At 39.6% G+C, this 17,702-nt stretch carries 15 protein-coding genes and 3 tRNA genes; 7 read left to right on the forward strand and 11 right to left on the reverse strand.

Annotation, left to right across the window (positions count from 1 at the left end; genetic code table 11):
• Positions 1-297: 297 nt before the first annotated feature.
• Both PSI06_RS01180 and PSI06_RS01185 read right to left on the reverse strand, forming a co-directional pair.
• Complete coding sequence (locus tag PSI06_RS01180; protein WP_055255729.1) at positions 298-954, reverse strand: carbonic anhydrase; 657 nt, start codon at positions 952-954, stop codon at positions 298-300.
• A gap of 286 nt (positions 955-1,240) precedes the next feature.
• Positions 1,241-3,313: a TonB-dependent receptor domain-containing protein gene (locus tag PSI06_RS01185; RefSeq protein WP_273602666.1), complete on the reverse strand. Its 2,073-nt coding sequence runs from the start codon at positions 3,311-3,313 to the stop codon at positions 1,241-1,243.
• Between the two features lie 195 nt (positions 3,314-3,508).
• Between PSI06_RS01185 and PSI06_RS01190 the strand changes: the two genes are divergently transcribed.
• Positions 3,509-4,426: a LysR family transcriptional regulator gene (locus PSI06_RS01190; protein WP_273602665.1), complete on the forward strand. Its 918-nt coding sequence runs from the start codon at positions 3,509-3,511 to the stop codon at positions 4,424-4,426.
• A gap of 477 nt (positions 4,427-4,903) precedes the next feature.
• A complete protein-coding gene (locus PSI06_RS01195; RefSeq protein ID WP_273602664.1) occupies positions 4,904-5,797 on the forward strand; it encodes a siderophore ABC transporter substrate-binding protein in 894 nt (297 codons plus the stop codon).
• A 30-nt stretch (positions 5,798-5,827) separates the two neighbouring features.
• Here PSI06_RS01195 and PSI06_RS01200 read toward each other — a convergent pair whose 3' ends face one another.
• The 6 genes from PSI06_RS01200 to PSI06_RS01225 form a co-directional block, all read right to left on the reverse strand.
• On the reverse strand, positions 5,828-7,474 hold the full coding sequence (locus PSI06_RS01200) for a sensor domain-containing diguanylate cyclase (RefSeq protein WP_273602663.1): 1,647 nt from the start codon (positions 7,472-7,474) through the stop codon (positions 5,828-5,830).
• 282 nt (positions 7,475-7,756) lie between these two features.
• A tRNA-OTHER gene (locus PSI06_RS01205) sits at positions 7,757-7,841 on the reverse strand.
• Between the two features lie 45 nt (positions 7,842-7,886).
• A tRNA-Val gene (locus PSI06_RS01210) sits at positions 7,887-7,963 on the reverse strand.
• Positions 7,964-8,008: 45 nt separating this feature from the next.
• Positions 8,009-8,085: transfer RNA gene (locus PSI06_RS01215), tRNA-Val, on the reverse strand.
• 113 nt (positions 8,086-8,198) lie between these two features.
• On the reverse strand, positions 8,199-9,245 hold the full coding sequence (locus tag PSI06_RS01220) for a DUF3080 family protein (RefSeq protein WP_273602662.1): 1,047 nt from the start codon (positions 9,243-9,245) through the stop codon (positions 8,199-8,201).
• Entirely contained in the window at positions 9,238-10,587 is a 1,350-nt protein-coding gene (locus PSI06_RS01225) for an MATE family efflux transporter (RefSeq protein ID WP_024033477.1), read from the reverse strand. The genes PSI06_RS01220 and PSI06_RS01225 overlap by 8 nt, the downstream gene beginning before the upstream one ends.
• Before the next feature lie 128 nt (positions 10,588-10,715).
• Between PSI06_RS01225 and PSI06_RS01230 the strand changes: the two genes are divergently transcribed.
• The gene (locus tag PSI06_RS01230) at positions 10,716-11,342 is read left to right on the forward strand and encodes a riboflavin synthase subunit alpha (RefSeq protein WP_273602660.1); all 627 of its coding nucleotides are present in this window, start codon (positions 10,716-10,718) and stop codon (positions 11,340-11,342) included.
• On the opposite strand, the gene PSI06_RS01235 is transcribed toward PSI06_RS01230, so the two are convergent.
• Together PSI06_RS01235 and PSI06_RS01240 are read right to left on the reverse strand one after the other, a co-directional pair.
• A complete protein-coding gene (locus PSI06_RS01235; protein WP_004586763.1) occupies positions 11,339-11,542 on the reverse strand; it encodes a CPXCG motif-containing cysteine-rich protein in 204 nt (67 codons plus the stop codon). The two genes, PSI06_RS01230 and PSI06_RS01235, sit on opposite strands and share 4 nt — an antisense overlap.
• 197 nt (positions 11,543-11,739) lie before the next feature.
• A complete protein-coding gene (locus tag PSI06_RS01240; protein ID WP_273602659.1) occupies positions 11,740-12,603 on the reverse strand; it encodes a fructosamine kinase family protein in 864 nt (287 codons plus the stop codon).
• A gap of 109 nt (positions 12,604-12,712) precedes the next feature.
• Here PSI06_RS01240 and PSI06_RS01245 point away from each other — a divergent pair, with 109 nt between their 5' ends.
• On the forward strand, positions 12,713-13,405 hold the full coding sequence (locus tag PSI06_RS01245; protein ID WP_096739530.1) for a DUF445 domain-containing protein: 693 nt from the start codon (positions 12,713-12,715) through the stop codon (positions 13,403-13,405).
• A gap of 48 nt (positions 13,406-13,453) precedes the next feature.
• Here PSI06_RS01245 and PSI06_RS01250 read toward each other — a convergent pair whose 3' ends face one another.
• Positions 13,454-13,819, reverse strand: coding sequence for a DUF3718 domain-containing protein (locus PSI06_RS01250; protein WP_054982616.1), 366 nt, complete (start codon positions 13,817-13,819; stop codon positions 13,454-13,456).
• Positions 13,820-14,069: 250 nt separating this feature from the next.
• Here PSI06_RS01250 and PSI06_RS01255 point away from each other — a divergent pair, with 250 nt between their 5' ends.
• The 3 genes from PSI06_RS01255 (at position 14,070) to PSI06_RS01265 (ending at position 17,593) form a co-directional block, all read left to right on the forward strand.
• Positions 14,070-14,855, forward strand: a complete 786-nt coding sequence (locus tag PSI06_RS01255; RefSeq protein WP_273602658.1) for a hypothetical protein — start codon at positions 14,070-14,072, stop codon at positions 14,853-14,855.
• Between the two features lie 100 nt (positions 14,856-14,955).
• Complete coding sequence (locus PSI06_RS01260) at positions 14,956-16,338, forward strand: amidohydrolase (RefSeq protein ID WP_054982614.1); 1,383 nt, start codon at positions 14,956-14,958, stop codon at positions 16,336-16,338.
• A gap of 10 nt (positions 16,339-16,348) precedes the next feature.
• Complete coding sequence (locus tag PSI06_RS01265) at positions 16,349-17,593, forward strand: amidohydrolase family protein (protein WP_273602657.1); 1,245 nt, start codon at positions 16,349-16,351, stop codon at positions 17,591-17,593.
• The last annotated feature ends 109 nt before the right edge of the window (positions 17,594-17,702 follow it).

Here is a 17,702-nt window from a genome sequence, read left to right on the forward strand (position 1 = left end):
AACGAACGGTATGGTTATAATATAAGCAAAAACGCGGCCATTTTTATAAGTATCTGTTTTTTAATAGCTACATTACTTTTAAATTGTTTTACTTACACATATTTGAGTTGTTTTGGTGCGGTACTAGCACTATGGGAGTGCACAAAATGAGGCTACAATGTGCTGTTTAGTCAACAAAAGTGCATTTTGTGCCGTTAACTAATAACGAGGGGTAGGCGTTTAGGCTATAAATAAAAAATGCGCTTTGTTATTTTGAGATAAAAATAACAGTGAGCGCATTAATACTGTAAAGCGGCTTTACTTACTTTGTTTTGCCAGGGTTTCTACATCGGTATCTTCAACAGGTTTAAAGCTGCCCGTTGCTTCATCGTAGGTTTTAATTTCTGCAGATTCTATATCATATACCCAGCCGTGTAGCTTAACTTGACCAGTTGCAATTTTTGCAGCCACAGCAGGGTGTGTTTTTATATGCTGTAGTTGTTGTACTACGTTTTCTTCAATTACTAAGCCTAGGTGGTCGTTATTGTTTAGCTCTGCGCAACCGCATTTTTCTTTTACAACTTCAGTTGCTACGCGGCTGTGGCCAAGCCACTCTTTAACGTGCGGTAAGCTTGATAAACCTTCAGTATTTATAGCGCCTTTCATTGCGCCACAATCCGAGTGCCCACAGATGATAATGTGCGATACGCCCAGTGCAGCCACCGCAAATTCAATTGAGGCTGTCATACCGCCGGTTTGATTACTATGTGGCGGGATAATATTGCCCGCGTTACGACAAATAAATAATTCACCGGGTTCAGTTTGAGTCACTAAGTTAGGATCGATACGCGAGTCGGCACAGGTGATAAATAACACTTCTGGATTTTGACCATTGGCTAGTTTTTGAAACGCTGCTTTTTTTGATGGGTAAACTTCTTTTTGAAACTTAGCCACGCCCGAAATAATATGTTCCATGTACAACTCCTATTGGTGTAATTTAATCGTGTTATTTATAGCTTTATTCGCCTGACAAATTAGCGCCATTATAACTTTGTTCTTATTTTTTTTGTACTGTTTAGCCGTTTAATAAATTTCATGTAATTTAATTAAATGCTGCATAAGGGGCGGTAGGTTATCAAAGTCATTACTGGCAAGTTTTATAATGAATAAACGTGGATAGGGATTTGTAAGGTTATTTAAATAAATTGGCAAAATAGGGAAGATAGGAGCGTGTTAAACGCCCCTATTAAATTAGAGTGTATTAAAAGTCATAGTTAAAGCTTAGAGTAAGCCTTCTACCATCTAATACAACGCCATAAGTCTCGTTGGTAACTACACGGTCTGTTACGTTATATAAGCCAGCCATGAGTTTTAAGTCATCAGTAATCCAATAACGTGCACCTATATCCATCATGGTGTAACCGGGTGTACCATCACTTAGGCTGGTACGACTTAAGTAGTCGGTTGTTTCGCTACGATAATTTACACGGCTCCATAAATTTACAGTATCGCTGGCATCCCAATTTAAGCTAATGTTAGCCATGCTCTTTGGTATTTTATTTAAAGGTTCGCCTGCAAAGTCACCGGTTTTTTGCTCAGAATCAGTGTAAGAATAGTCGCCTTTAACACGTAAACTTTGGTTAATACGGTAGCTTATCGTTGCTTCTAACCCTTGCATCTGCGCTTTTGAGATATTTTTTTGCGTACTTAAAAACTGATAGGTATTGCCACTGAATTCACATTGGTAGTTTTCAAAGTCATTCCTATCAATATTTGCGCTAACACAGTATCTATCTTCTGCAATTTTATCATCAAAGTTTGTCTGATAAAGCGTTAAGCTAGTGGATAGACCTACTTTGGGGTCGTTATAAATAAAACCTACTTCGTAGTTTACGCTGGTTTCAGGCTCTAGATCAGGATTACCTATGATCAAGGCACGTGAAATCGATGTCCCATCTGCAGATAAATTAGGCGACCCGCCGCCACCAGTACCGCGTCCAAAGCCAGCTGTGGCTTGAGAGAGTGAAGGTTGCGTATACCCTGTAGAAACACCCCCCTTAATAGTAAAATTATTAGTGGTATGCCAGTTGGCATACAGGCGGGGTGACCAATGCGAGCCAAATTGCTCATCGTTATCGTATCTTAAGCCGGTTGTTATGGCTAAGTCGTCAATAAAGTTCCACTCAACCTCTGTGAATAAAGCACCAATCCACCGATCTACCGTGTCACTTGCAATAGCAACATTAGCATCAAGTAAACCGTTGGTTTCATCAACGAGCTCTTCTGTTTTATAGCGTGCGCCAACAGTATAAATGTGCTTATCGCCTGCGTAAGTTGCCGAACTATTTAGCGTGATCACTTCTTCTTTTTTATCTTCATTTTGAACACGTTCCGATAAGTCTTGTTGAAGATACGTATTTGTAGTTAGCTTGCCATAATTACCATTATGAGTAACCACATACATTTGCTTCTCATATTCGTATTGAGACCCTTCGGCATCAGCCGCAATAGACTCACCTGGCGTATGCTTAAAATCAATGTTTGATGTATTGTAAGCTATGCTCATTCGGTTTTTAGCATTTACAGCCCAATTAAATTTTACACCTAATTGCGTTGTATCCGAATCAGGGCGGCTTGCAGCAGAGTCGCCACCGCCTGAATAACCACTTTCATCGGTATGCTGTAAAGACCCTGTAAGCTCAACGCCTAATACGTCTTTTATTAAAGCGCCGCCCAGATAAAAGTCACTATTGTACTCATCATTACTTACATCATTCATCGATGAGGTATAACTGGCCGCCAAACTGCCTGACCAGTGTTGAGGGGCTGCACGGGTAATAATATTAATTACACCCCCCATTGCCTCTGAGCCATAAAGCGATGACATAGGGCCGCGAATAACTTCTACACGCTCAATCATTGCAAGCGGCGGTATACCAATTTGTTTGCCTCCATCGGCACCGTTGGTATTAACAGAGCGTCCCGCTGAAATAGGGCGGCCATCAACAAGGTATAGGGTGTACTGATCATCCATACCGCGAATACTAATATCTTGCATATTACCGCCACCACTGACGTATACGCCGGGTATATCGCGAACAGCATCCACCACAGTGGTATAAGACTGTTTACGTAACTCTTCTTGTAATATGACAGAGATAGAAGCAGGGGCGTCTATAATTTTTTGTTGGTAACCGGTTGCTGTTACAACCATTGTTTCCATTTCGTTGTTATTTTCTGTGGCCGAAGCTCCCATGGCTAAAGGGATAAAAATAGCCAAAGGTAACTTTTTACAGGTCAATGGTGCTTGCTTAAACAATGAGCGGTTGCACATTAAAATGTTCTCCTTTACGTGTAGACCTTTATTTATAAAGTGCAAATGATAATTCTTATTGTTATCATGTAAAGGGAATTGAATGGAACAATGTGTTGCAAAAGCCGCAACACATTGCACTCGTTTGTTTATGACAAACAGGTTTAACTGAAGGTGTAAGCCTGTTTTGTATTTCAAACGTTGCAGGAGGTTATAGTGTTACAGTTTAAAGAATTACATAGTTTTGTGTCTGTTGTCAGTTCGGGCAGTTTATCAAGTTCTGCAAAAACGCTTCAGTTATCTAAATCTACTCTTAGCCGACACCTAAAAAATTTAGAGCAAGATACAGGTTATACTTTATTAAAAAGAATGCCTAAAAGCTTAGTCCCTACGGAGGCAGGGCTGCGTTTTTATAGTTATTGCGAGCAAATACTTCGCATTGCTAATGAGGCCAAACATGAACTAGCTACACTTGATGAAAAGATACAAGGTGAGGTGGTTGTGTATGTTGATAATGGTTTATTAAGAGGTTGGCTTGGCGATTTGGTTGCTCAGTTTTTAACGCGCTTTCCTGATGTGAGCGTGACTTTAAAAACAGATATAAAGGCAAATTCAAATCAGTGGCGAGATCATATTTTACTTTGTATGGGCTCTCTCCCAGAGACCAGCCAACGCCAAGAAAAACTCTGCATGTTATGGCAAGGAGTATTTGGTAGTAAAAAGTATTTTAGCCGTAACGGCTACCCACAATCACCGGAAGATTTGATAAACACACAATGGCTTCAATTACTTGGGAATAAAAGCGAGCAGCTAGTGATGACTGATCAGCGTGGGACGACATTAAGTGTGCCAGTTCCTTCGTCACGTATTCAGTCTGATCAGCTAGTGTTACAGGGGGATGCAATAAGCCACGGGCATGGGCTGGGTTTATTACCGTTGTGGCAAGCCAGCATGCGGCTAAATGCTCATCCTGGGTGTTTTGAGCGTTGTTTAAACGACTGGGTAGCGGATCCACTGCCTATTCGGCTATGTTACCCATTTGGTAAATTAGCGAAAAAGCAACGCGCCTTTATAGATCATATTAAAGGTAATTTACCTAAAGCCTGGAATACTGAAATATGCCAAAGTATGTAATAGTAATCAGAGTATGTTGAGCTTTTAAGTTAACTTCTCATCTGTCTGTTTGGTATTTAGGCAAAGCCGAGCTTATCTCGTTATTCCCTATAGATAGACGCTAACGTCGCATTAACACCCAACAGGCGCTGCCTAAAGGGTCTCCCTGGGGACTATTTACTCTTTGTAACGTGGCTTTTGCTTAATCCATCATGTTACAAAAATCGCGCCGTGATTAAATAGCCCCTAGTTTAAACAAATTTTAGTCCGCAAATATCAACAGACCCTCATAAACGCGAAGAAATGTCTTAGTGTTTTAGAAACTGCAACGCAAAAAACCGCTTTTATACCAAATCAAGCAAATGCGACTCATTATCATTTTCGGGTGTGCGTGATAGCATGGCTTACCAATTACCTATACTTACACAAAAGGAAATAGTAATAATGTACGGTCAATTTTTAAATATACTTATAATTTTAGTGTTCGGATTTTATTCAGTGGCAAGTTTTGCCAACTACCCTTTAACAATAGAGCATGCAGGAAAGAAGCCTGTTGTTATAAAACAAAAACCTAAAAAAGTGGTTGTTTTTGATTTAGGTGTACTCGATACCTTAACAGCGCTTGATGTTGAAGTAACCGCTGTAGCTAAGGGCGTGTTCCCGGATTATTTGGCAGGTTATAACACCTGTGATAAAGCAATAGCGGGTAGTTTATTTAAACCCGACTATGCAAAGCTCAAAGATATAAAACCTGACCTTATTATTGTGGGTGGCCGAAGCAGTAAGGCCCTTGATAAATTATCGGGTATTGCGCCAACTATTGATTTAACCGTTAATGCCGATACCTTTGTGCCTAGCGTTAAAAGAAATGTTTTATTACTGGGCAGTATTTTTGATAAAAAACAACAAGCAAAGTCACTGTGGGAAAAGCTAAACAGTAAAATCCTAACTTTGCAGGCTAAAGCAAAAAATAAAGGTGCAGGGCTAGTTTTATTTACCGTAAAAGATGTGTTTATTGCACATTTACCTGGCGATAGGTTTGGTATGGTGTATGACCTATTAGGTATTCCAAGCGTTGGTAAAATTAATAAACAAACCGATAGCAAAGCAAATAAAAAGCAAACTAAAGCACAAAAAGCCAAACATGCTGCAACCCTTACAAAAGCATACATAGAAAAAAAACCTGATTGGTTATTTATACTCGACAGAGGGCTAGCAACCGCAGGACAAAGTAATATTAAGCAAGCATTATCTAGTTCACCTTATATAAAAAATTCCAACGCTTGGCAAAAAAATCATGTTTATTATTTAAATCCAACACAGTGGTACGTAGTTACTGGTGGATACACGAGTGTACTTAACACGGTTAATGATCTAAATACACTATGGTAAGTAACAAACCCAAAAGCGAACACTATTAACTCAGCATACTTTGAGTTTATGGGCTGATTTTAAGTTATACATGCGCTGATCCGCTAAGGTTAAACACTCGGTATGGCTTTGGCACTCATCGCTAGATGCTATGCCATAACTAATACCTGATTGCGGCCATTGACGCTGTATAGTGTTATGTAATGCGGTGAGCTTTTGGCTGAGCGTGGTTTTTAGCTGGGGGAGGTGTGATTTGTTTTTGACTTTACATAACAAAATAAATTCATCGCCCCCGGTTCTAAATACGGTGCCGTCTTGCGCTAGATGCTGTGTCATTAATTTTGCTGCATTAATTAAAAACGCATCACCTTTGGCGTGCCCAAGCGCATCGTTTATTTTTTTTATTCCATCACAATCTATAAACACAATGATGTAAGCACTATGTGCAAGTTTAATCAGCTCATCATTTAATAGTAGTCGGTTGCCAACTTGGGTTAGAGGGTCAAAGCGAGATTCATGTAACAAGGTACTAAATTCGTGCTGTTTTAACTTTAGCCACTCAGACAAAGACAGCACAATACACACACAATCTATTGCTAAGGCTAACAGTACAAGTATTTCTGATGAGGTCGCATTTATTAAATCAAAATGAAACGCAACGTATACTACTAATGACAGGCTATAGAGCATATTTCCAAATAAAAAATACTTGGCTCTAAAATCGTTCAGGCTAAGCATAGCAAACCCGGTGGTTAAGCTAAGCATAACCCATACAGCTGCTAAAAAGTGCGCGATATAAAACACTAAATAAAAGGGCATAAATAGGCTGCAGATACCGCATACAAATGCGCTAACGGTAAAGTATTTTAAAGCACTCCCAAGCTTATTGGCTTTTTCTTTATCGAAGTTAAACAGGTAGTAGGTAAATGCTGCTGCGCAACTTACAGCAAAGGCAAATAAATAAATACCTAAGTAATGTTTATTAAAAGAGGGGCTGGCATAAATTGTATTTACAGCGCCCGAAGCAAACGCCCAGCCAAGACCGTGCAAACCGACATACCCAGCACAAAACAAGGCCACTTTTTGCTTTACTCTTAAAAACATTACAAAGGCCATCATTGCTAAAGTAAGCATGATAGAAATAGCAATAAGGCGTAATGAGTTTATATAAAACTGATGATGCAAAAATGCACCTTCGCTTAAAATACTTAAATCAACCGGCGTTGGATAGTGTTTGGCTTCTAAATATATCCATAAATAGCCACTGCTTGGCGCATAGAAGGGCAGTTTAAATGCTTGTCCATGCATTAAAATAGCCGGTTGATTAACGTGAGACTGCGAAAAATCAGCAAGCTTAACTATATCTCCCTGTTCGGTTTGCCAATAGGCTAAACCAACGTCGATAAAGTTGGCTTGCGGCAGCACATACCAATCTCCAGTGGTGGGGTTATTTAGCGCAATTTTTGTTACTACAGCGCCACTTTTACCGAGCAGGTTACTCGTTTCACTAGCGTTTTTATAAGATGTAATTACTTGCTGTGCAGAAGGAGGCGCATTGAATGCTGTGACAGGGCGCCACAGGTTATCATCCTCTAGGGTAATGTTGTTATTAAGTGTATAAGCATATGTTAGCGGGCTAAACAAAGCACAGAAAAAGAATACTGTTAATATACCAACCCGCACCATACCTAAACTCACTTTAAAAACCCACTAAGCGATTATAATCAAATTGTAAACAAATAGTATATAAATCAAACAAAATTATCGCCTTTAAGTAATGGCTTAATTTGGCTTTAAATATCGAACTGCATTAATAAATAAGTAATACGAGGGCGTTTTTGTTTAAACGAATTTATAAACACCGCGGGTGTTTGCAGTATTAGTTAGGATTTAAGTTGGGTAGCGCGCTAACCAACTGAGTTACAGTCGTACAAATAGGGATTCTTAAATATAATTTATTCAAAGAAGTCAGAATAAATTTGGTACGACTGGGTGGATTCGAACCACCGATTTCGGCGTGGGCATAGAGAGTAGGTAGCGCTCTAACCAACTGAGCTACAGTCGTACATATAGTATCTTAATTATATTTATTAAGAGGGGAGAATAGTTTTGGTACGACTGAGTGGATTCGAACCACCGACCTCTACCATGTCAAGGTAGCGCTCTAACCAACTGAGCTACAGTCGTACAAATAGTAACTTAATTATATTTATTCAAAGGGGAGAATAAATTTGGTACGACCGAGTGGATTCGAACCACCGACCTCTACCATGTCAAGGTAGCGCTCTAACCAACTGAGCTACGGTCGTATTACCTAATTAAGATGCGATAAATTTAATTATCAGCGGCCGCTAATATATAGCGTGGTGAGTGGTGAATCAAGCAAGTTTGTTGCTTTTACGTTTATTTGCCGTTTTTTTATTCATATTGGGCTGATTTCACACGTTTTGTAAAAGTTTTGCCACCAGGTAACGTGTTTTTTGGCTGAGCCTTTAAGCTGGTTTAGTAGATTGTTTTGTGAATCAAGCGCTATCAAAGTATTTATTTGCTTATTTGTTATGGCTTGGTTAAACCACAGTTGGTTATACAAAGGTAAAAGTGTTTCAAGGTAGCCTGCTAAATTAGCCTGATAAGGCTGTATTTCTTTAAGGAAATACTTTTGAAACACGTTATTGACGATAGTGGCTACTTTTTTATTTTTTCCTGCTGGGCATATTTCATCAATGGATTTTGATTCAATAAATTGCGTGGCTAAATTATTAAACGCTATTTGCAGCCGTGCAGAATAAATGAGTAATTGGTTAAAACGGTACTTATTAAGCTGCTCTAACGCGTTAAAAATGTCTGCGGAGTTAATTTTTAAGTAATGTTTATTGAGTATGTGTTGTTTTATGAGTGCAAGCTGCTGCATGGCCGCTACCGTGTCGCTAAACCCTGCCGGGGAAGCAGAAAGCTCTGCGCTGGTAGCTTGCCACGTGTTTTTTAGCTCAAATTCGTTATACAACATTAAATTAAAGTAGTGGTTTAGTGTTTGCTCTTTATGTGTTTTTGCTTTTAACAAGGTTTTATAAATTGCTGAGTCAGGCTTAAGCGTGCTTAAGCACTGCTGTGCATTTTGCACAAACTCTATTTGATACTTTAAAACACCGGCATGTCCGGCTGTTTTACCTAGCTGATTGTTGTGCTCACTAATAAGTAAGCTGAGCTTACAATGGCTTAAGCTTGCAAGTTCAATCAAGCTTATGGTGGTGGTGTTTAAAAGCGTGTTAGTGGGTAAAAGCAGGCTAATTGCTACAGGTTTACTTAAACTTGGGGCTTGGGTTTCAAGGGGATTACTTAAGCGTGCTATGTATGTGTGATAAGTGTTGCTGGGCGCTTTTGAACACCCAGCAAGCACGGCGCAACACACAGCTAATAAACAACTTAACCATGTTTTGCTTGGTATTAATGTAAGTGCTTTTTTATACAAATGGCGCCTGCTTTAATCGCTTATTAACGGTGAACATAAGCCATACAGCAGCTACGGTTAAACCAAAAATAATACCTATCCAAAAACCGTGCGGCCCCATGGCGGGCACAATTAAATCTGTTCTTCCCAATACGTAGCCTAAAGCAAAACCGATTAACCAGTAAGATATAAACGTTATATACGATATAGGCTGTGTGTGTTTTAAACCTCTTAAAATGCCGTTCGCAGCGACTTGAAGTGCATCAGGTATTTGATAAATACATGCCAAAATCATAATTGAGGTCGCTAATGCAATAACGGCTGGGCTGTCGGTGTAAAGTTGGCTTATTAAATCGCGGCCAATAAAGGTTATAAAAGCTAAAAATAACGCAATAGCAATGGCTAAAATGTAGCTGGTTGATATAGCAGTTTTTAATTGGCTTAAATGGTTTTGACCAAATAAATTTCCAATACGAATACTAATGGCGATAGATAAGCTCAGTGGCATCATAAATAATAACGCGGTCACGCTTCCCGCAATTTGATGACCCGACACAGCAACAGCACCTAAGTGTGCAATAAATAAAGGTATACACGCAAATAGCGTAATTTCAAAAAAGGTGGCCAACGAAATAGGTATACCTAATTTAGTAATAATTCCAATGGTTTTAATATTGGGCTTTTCAAAATTTGCCAGCAGGGCTTTTGCATCGATTTTTTTACTAAACTGGCAATACGTTACTTGTGCAACAGCCATTACAGTTAGTACCAATGCCGTAGCAATGCCACAACCAGCGCCGCCGTAGGCTGGTAAGCCAAATAAACCATTTATAAAAATATAGTTAGCCGGAATATTAACGCCAAGGCCCAGTAAACTGATATAAAAAGCGGGTTTTGTCATCCCCATGCCTTCGGTCATATTTCGATAAACGGTAAAAATTAAAAAGCCAAAGGCTCCCCATTTCACAAAATGGATATAGTCGTACGCGAGGCTTGCGATAGCGGGGGTTGTATCGAGTTTTAAAATCACTATATCGGCTAGGTTGGCTATACCAAAACCAATTGCGCTTAAGATAGCGGTTAAATACAGAGCTTGCTGAAAATAATGGCTAATGCCTTTTTTATCATTAGCGCCCGCAAATTGGGCAATAATACCGGTTAACGCGAGCAAAATACCTTGCAGTGCCAGTAATAACGGGTTCCATATACCGGTTGCAATCGACAGCGCAGCCAAATCTGTTGGGCTTACTTGGCCTGCCATAATGGTGTCGACCACTGACATTAAAACGAGTGTTACTTGTGCTAAAAATACAGGTACGGCAAGGGTGATTAAACGTTTGGCTTCCCAGCTACTAAAGGTCATAAAAACAGCTATTTGATAAAACAGGGCGCAATTGTAATCGATTGTGTTTCAAATAAAAATCACTGTTGTGAATGATTTTACGAGTTGATACGTTAAACTAGCACTTTGTAATAATTTTAAGTGATTTTATGTTTACAGGAATCGTTCAAACTCAAGCTACTGTTGTATCTACCACGCACACAGAAGGGGTTTTACGTTTAGTTGTATCGGTAGGTGATGAATACGTTAAACATTTAGATTTAGGCGCGAGCATTGCAATTAATGGCTGTTGTTTAACAGTGGTTAAAGTTGAATTAAGTAACCACGATGTAGTGGCACAAGTACATTTTGATGTAATTGATGAAACACTATTACTAACTAATTTAGGCAAGCTTGCACTAGGTAGCTTAGTTAATTATGAGCGCTCAGTAACCTTTGGTACTGAATTAGGTGGGCATATTGTGTCGGGGCACATACACTGCACTGCCCATATCGGGCAAATAGTTAAGCAACAAAATAACTGTAAAATTCAGTTAAGCTTACCTACTAAATGGCAAAAGTATGTTTTGTACAAAGGCTTTGTAGCAATAAATGGCGCAAGTTTAACCGTGGGCGAAATTGACGAGCAGGGGTTTTGGTTACACCTGATCCCCGAAACGCTGGCCATTACAAATTTAGGTAACGCTCAAGTGGGTGATGAACTAAATATAGAAGTTGATCAGCAAACTTATACCATTATTAACACGGTAGAAAATTACTTACGCCACCAAGGCTAAAAAATTTGTTCATCGTCGCTGTCTATGTGTAACTCTAATTTTTTATGAGCATGGTCTATGTGCATGTTTAAATGAATAGGGTTACAACAGGCACTGCATTCTTCTACGTAGTCTTGATCCCCCATACTTGCGTCAATGTCTAGGTGTATGTGGTTGCCACAGTGTGGGCACGTGATACGTTGTGATAAAAAATCTTTCATAATCACTCCAATAGTACCAAGGTAAGAATTAACTTATTGATACACATTAATTAAGTTGTGCAGTTATACTAGCAACAACTTGATGGCTCAAAACTGAACTAAACAACAAGGTATTGAGCCTAAATAACATCCTTTTTAAATATAGTGCTGAAGCAACGATTATGACAGTTATTTTACGCCTTATGAGGCGTTATTATTTAAAGCGATAGCAGCTCATCAATATGCTGCTTAGCCTGAGTAAGGTAGTGCCCTGCAAATATATTTGCGTGATTTAAAATAGGGTAAAGTTGGTATATAGCTTTGCGCTTTTTATAGTTTTCGCTTAATGGGTATTGCGCGTTATAGGCGTTATAAAAATCATCAGGTAAGGGGGCAAATAGCTCGCTCATTGCAATATCTACCTCGCGGTCTCCGTAATAACATGCGGGGTTAAATAAGGTCGGTACATTTTTAATAAAGCCCATATTTCCTCGCCAAAAGTCGCCATGTACTAAAGAGGGCTCCACAATATGGCTGTGCAATTGCTCTCTTACCAAATTAATTAATAGCTCAGGCTCTACAAGCTGAATGCCTTTTTCGGCTAATAGTTGCAGTTGCCAACCTATGCGCTCTTCTGCGTAAAATAAGTCCCATTTTTTATGCCATTGGTTTGGTTGCACGGTAGTGGCTAGGTAATTATCTACATCAAAGCCAAACATTGCTTGGTCGTGCTTTTGGTGCAGCATAGCCAGTTGTTTACCCATATCGTGCCAATGCGTGTGGGGCTGTTTATCAAGTACTAACCATTCAAGTACAATAAACGAAAATTCAATATTAGCACCTGTTACAATACAGTCGGGCACCATAAAAACACTATTTTGGGTGAGCTGCTTAAGTCCTATCGCTTCGCTTTCTAGACGATCTAGTTCGCTTTTAAGGGCAATTTTAACCAGGTAATTGTGTTTTCCATCGGTGAGTTGATAGAGTTTATCGGTATTTGTACTTTGCAGCTGACGTTTGTAAGTATGTTTAAAGTCATAATGAATGGCTTGGCTAATGTGCTCGTTTACTGTTTTCCACATATCAATTGCTCGCCTTTTAAACAGATACTTAAACTATGGCAAAAAAGTATTAATTTAACAAACTAATCGTTGTAAAATTAACGATATAAAAAATGCTAATGGAGTAACAATGAACAAAAGTTTTATCACCAATTTGCTTGCTGTCTTGTGTGTAGTTATAGGCTACTTTTTTAACCATGCAATTGTGTTATCGGTGGGGTTATTTGCGCTATCTGGTGCTGTCACAAACTTATTGGCTGTTCATATGTTATTTGAAAAAGTACCTTTACTATACGGCTCGGGTGTTATTGCTCTAAAATTTGAAAGTTTTAAAGTGGCTATTCGTAATTTAATTTTGACTGAGTTTTTCTCTGAGCAAAAAATTAATAACCTACTTAGCAAAGCACAACCTAATATCGACTTTGAGGGCATTATTACTAAGGTTGATTTAAACCCTGCATTCGACAACCTACTTCAAGTAATAGAGCAATCTCAGTTTGGCAGTATGTTAGGTATGTTTGGTGGCACAGCGGCTATAGAGCCAATGCGAGAAAAGTTTATTGAAAAAATGCAGCTATCACTTGCGCAAATTAGCCAAACAGACGATTTTAAAGCGCTAGTAAACGATACGTTATCGCAAGGGAATAGCGCACAAAGCTTACATGCTACGGTACTTAAATTAGTTGATGAGCGTTTAAATGAACTCACCCCAAAAATGGTTAAAGACATTATTCAAACTATGATACGTGAGCATTTAGGTTGGCTAGTAGTATGGGGCGGTGTGTTTGGCGGTTTATTTGGCTTAATTGCGGCCATTATTTAATAACTAAGCCTGCTTACAAAGCAGGCTTAATTTTGTGTTAACGCCATACTATTTTGGCCCTGTGATGATTACTTTTTCTGGGTTGTACGATTTAGCTAAATCCTTAATTGAAGTGCGAGTACTGGTATCAATATTTAAATAATTTGCGCTTTTATCAAGATTATACAAAGTAACAAAGTCGCCCATTGATAAGTTATTACAGTGCAGCTTTTTGCTCATTACCGCTTTGCTTATATTCAAATCGCGTGACGCTTTACGTACTACGTACGATTTATTAGCTGCAACAGCCATACAAGCCTGTGTACCTGGCGATGAATCGGCCGCGACAAATTGGGTGGCTAATGCTGGTTTTGCAATTAGTAAAGTTGCGCCTAGTACCATTGTTGTGCATAAAGTAGCTTTTAACGTGTTCATAATTAGTCCTCATTGTTTGTGGTTCAGCTTTATTATTGAGCGATTTAAACTAAAAAGCTGTTAACCAAACGCAACAAGGTGTAAGCAGGTATGTTTAAAAATACACATTTAAGCTAGGTGACTGAATTTAAGCCCTAATAAATGTGTTTTTTGACACACTTAGGCAAAATTATTTTATAGCTACTGACATATTTTCTCAGCCTGCTATTATCGCCCCCATTATTTACGCGCTTAATTTTTAGGAGAACCAGTGAGCAAAACGTTAGCCAGCTATTACCAGCAAGCGTATGCCTGCGAGCACAAGCATTTTAACCAATGTTTTTATTGTGGATGCGAAGCCACAGAGCGCGATCATTGCCCGCCGTTACATATGCTACAGAGCATTATTGATTTAGGCGAAGAGGCCGACTTTGTCTCTATTGCCGCGTGTTATGAGTGCCATGCCTTATTGCATAATGAAAGGCTAATGACGATAGATGAGCGTTTTACAAAACTTAAAAAAAAGCTCTCTAATAAGTACGCTAAGGCGCTGCGTGTTTATAACATGTGGGAAGAAAACGAATTAAGCGAAATGAGTGACGAATTTGCGCACAGCATTCAAGCGGGTATGAAATTAGGTAAAGAGGCATCTGAGCGTTTAGCGTTTACAGGCTTTACATATTCCACCGAAGAAGCCCGCGTGACCGTACGCGAAAAAACCAAAGAGTTTGATGTTGAAGGCACCGTTTTTACCGACTTTAAAGAGGCATTAAATTACTGTATTAACGTACTTAAAGTTCAAAAAAGTGACTTTTATAAAATATTGGTAGAGGATTATAACGGCGACTTTAATAGGGCACTTAGCCAGTATCGTCATCGCCATGATAAAGTAACAGCAGCAAGCGATGGCAATACATTAATTAAGGATTTTGCTAAGCAGCATAAGCAAAACTCAGACTTTGTAACTCGCACCGTAAAACACTTTATAAATAAAGACCCATCGCTTACTACCGAAGGCGCACTTGAAAAACTGTATAACAATTATATAAAAAAATAATTACAGCCGTTTAACTCATTTAATCGCTTTTTTACCTGTTTTTTTAGCTTTATTACGCCGCTTTAGCTAAAGTAGCAAAAAAACAGGAGAACCTAACAACATGCAAAAATTTGCTCCCTCATTGTTAGCAGTTGGTTTAGCTGCTGCCCTTGTTGGTTGCCAAGAAAACGGCCCACAAGATGCAAAAATTACCATTAATAAAAACCCATACCCAAGTACCTACACACCGCTTGCAAGTAAAAGCACATTAATTATCAATGCAACAGTACTTACTGGCACTGGCGAGCGCTTAGATGACGCCGATGTTTTACTTGTTGATGGTAAAGTACAACAAGTAGGTAAAGACTTATCGGCCAATGCAGATGCAACCATTGATGCACAGGGAAAATGGGTTACCCCAGGTATTATTGACGTACATTCTCACTTAGGTGCTTACCCAAGCCCATCGGTTGAGTCTCATCAAGATGGAAACGAAATGACCAGCCCAAATACTGCTGAGGTGTGGGTAGAGCATTCGGTATGGCCTCAAGATCCTGGCTTTAACCGCGCGCGCGAAGGCGGTATTACTTCACTACAAATTTTACCAGGCTCAGCTAACTTATTTGGTGGCCGTGGCGTAACACTTAAAAACATTCCTGCGCATACCATGCAAGCAATGAAATTCCCTGATGCGCCTAATGGCTTAAAAATGGCCTGTGGTGAAAACCCAAAACGCGTATATGGTCGCCAAGGTACTTTGCCTTCCACCCGTATGGGTAACATGGCCGGTTACCGTATGGCATGGGCAGAAGCACAAGAGTACAAACGTGCATGGGATAAGTACGACGCCGATTACGAAGCAGGTTTAAACCCAGAAGCACCAGTTCGCGATATTAAGCACGATACTCTTCGCGCGGTAATTGAAGGTGAAGTGTTAATTCATAATCACTGTTATAAAGCTGAAGAAATGGCGATGATGATCGACCTTTCAAAAGAATTTGGCTATCACGCAGGTACGTTCCATCACGGTGTAGAAGCTTATAAAATTGCAGATTTATTAGCTGAAAATGGTTCGTGTGCTGCACTTTGGCCAGATTGGTGGGGCTTTAAAATGGAAGCCTACGACATGGTTCAAGAAAACGTAGCTATTGTTGATGCGGTAAAAAATTCGTGTGCCATTGTGCATTCTGACTCAGACACCACTATTCAGCGCTTAAACCAAGAAGCGGGTAAAGTAATGTACCGTGCAAACGAAAATGGGTTTGATATTTCGGAGCAGCACGCGATTAAGTGGATCACCTCAAACGCGGCTAAATCATTAGGTATTGAAGATAAAACTGGTTCGCTTGAAGCAGGTAAGCAAGGCGATGTGGTTATTTGGAACCAAAACCCATTTAGCGTTTACGCAAAAGCTGAACAAGTATTTATTGATGGCGCAAAAGTTTACGATAGAAACGATAGCGCATTTCAAGCACAAAGTGATTTTATGTTAGGCCAACAATAAGGAGCCCAGAATGAAAAATTTATCACGTTCGTTTTCGCTATCTCTGGTTGCTGCCGGACTATTAGCCTCAGGTGCAGCTAATGCACAATCGCTTGCAATTATTAATGCCACGCTGCATACGGCAACCGAGCAAGGTGTTTTAGAAAACGCCAGCATTGTTATGGATAACGGTAAAATTACCGCTATTAATCCACAGCAAGTACAAGCAGATAAAGTTATTGATGCAAATGGGCAAATTGTAACCCCAGGTTTTATTGCTAGCATTAATCAACTTGGCTTAGTGGAAGTAAGTGCAGTTGCAGGCTCACGCGATGCAGGCGAAGAAAAAGCAGGCATTGATTTTGATGTAAGCCTTGCTTATAACGCTCACTCAAGCCTTATCCCGTATGCACGTAAAGGCGGTGTAACCCGCGATGTAATTACCCCGCATGGTGGCGATAGTATTTTTTCGGGCTTAGCAAGCGTGGTTGATTTAAGCGGTGATTTACAAGGCGACATACAAAAACAAGCTGCATTAGTGGTTTATTTAGGTGAGCGCAGTAAGGGCTCGCGCGCATTTACATTGCAAACGCTAATTAATAAGCTTGAAGAGCACCAAACAAAAGCAGCTAAAAAGCCTAAAAAAGACGACGACAGCACCCCAAATACTGAAGATAAAGTAATGGTTAAAGTACTTAGCGGCGATATGCCACTTGTAGTGGGTGTATCTCGTGCGGCTGATATTATTGAGCTACTTAAAGTTAAAGAGCAATTTGGTATTAATTTAGTGCTCAATGGTGCACAAGATGCTGTTGTTGTTAAAGAGCAGATTGCTAAAGCGCAAGTACCAGTAATTATGAGTGCTATGGATAGCTTACCTTCAAGCTTTGACTCTTTACATGCCAGTTTAGATAACGCAGCCGCGCTTGAAAAAGCTGGGGTAAAAGTTATTTTAACTGTGGGCGGCGATGCCAGCCATAATATTTACCAGCTTCGTTTTGATGCCGGTAATGCAGTTTCGTACGGCATGAGCCAGCAAGGTGCACTTAATGCTGTTACATCCAATGTAGCCGACGTATTTGGCATAAATGCAGGTAGCCTTGAAGTAGGTAAAGCTGCCGATGTGGTTATATGGAGTAACGACCCATTTGAGCTAAGTAGCCATGTAAGTAAAATGATTATTAACGGTGAAGAGGTTTCTACACAGTCGCGCCAAGATAAACTGCGTGAGCGTTACACTACAGATTCAACAATGCCGCGTGCATATACAAAATAATTAATATAGCTTTAATTATCCAAAATTCAGGTTAATTATTAAAGGCCGCTACTTTAAAGTTAAAGTAGCGGCCTTTTTATATAAAATAAAGACACAAAAAAACCGCTTA

Origin of the sequence: Pseudoalteromonas sp. GABNS16E (genome assembly GCF_028598715.1) — a bacterium.
In the GTDB taxonomy this organism is placed as follows: Bacteria; Pseudomonadota; Gammaproteobacteria; order Enterobacterales; family Alteromonadaceae; genus Pseudoalteromonas; species Pseudoalteromonas atlantica.

Coding starts and splice junctions, on each gene's coding strand:
- PSI06_RS01260 (WP_054982614.1), top strand. CDS start 14,956: ATGCAAAAATTTGCTCCCTCATTGTTAGCAGTTGGTTTAGCTGCTGCC.
- PSI06_RS01245 (WP_096739530.1), top strand. CDS start 12,713: ATGAACAAAAGTTTTATCACCAATTTGCTTGCTGTCTTGTGTGTAGTT.
- PSI06_RS01235 (WP_004586763.1), bottom strand. CDS start 11,542: ATGAAAGATTTTTTATCACAACGTATCACGTGCCCACACTGTGGCAAC.
- PSI06_RS01250 (WP_054982616.1), bottom strand. CDS start 13,819: ATGAACACGTTAAAAGCTACTTTATGCACAACAATGGTACTAGGCGCA.
- PSI06_RS01265 (WP_273602657.1), top strand. CDS start 16,349: ATGAAAAATTTATCACGTTCGTTTTCGCTATCTCTGGTTGCTGCCGGA.
- PSI06_RS01180 (WP_055255729.1), bottom strand. CDS start 954: ATGGAACATATTATTTCGGGCGTGGCTAAGTTTCAAAAAGAAGTTTAC.
- PSI06_RS01185 (WP_273602666.1), bottom strand. CDS start 3,313: ATGTGCAACCGCTCATTGTTTAAGCAAGCACCATTGACCTGTAAAAAG.
- PSI06_RS01230 (WP_273602660.1), top strand. CDS start 10,716: ATGTTTACAGGAATCGTTCAAACTCAAGCTACTGTTGTATCTACCACG.
- PSI06_RS01225 (WP_024033477.1), bottom strand. CDS start 10,587: ATGACCTTTAGTAGCTGGGAAGCCAAACGTTTAATCACCCTTGCCGTA.
- PSI06_RS01240 (WP_273602659.1), bottom strand. CDS start 12,603: ATGTGGAAAACAGTAAACGAGCACATTAGCCAAGCCATTCATTATGAC.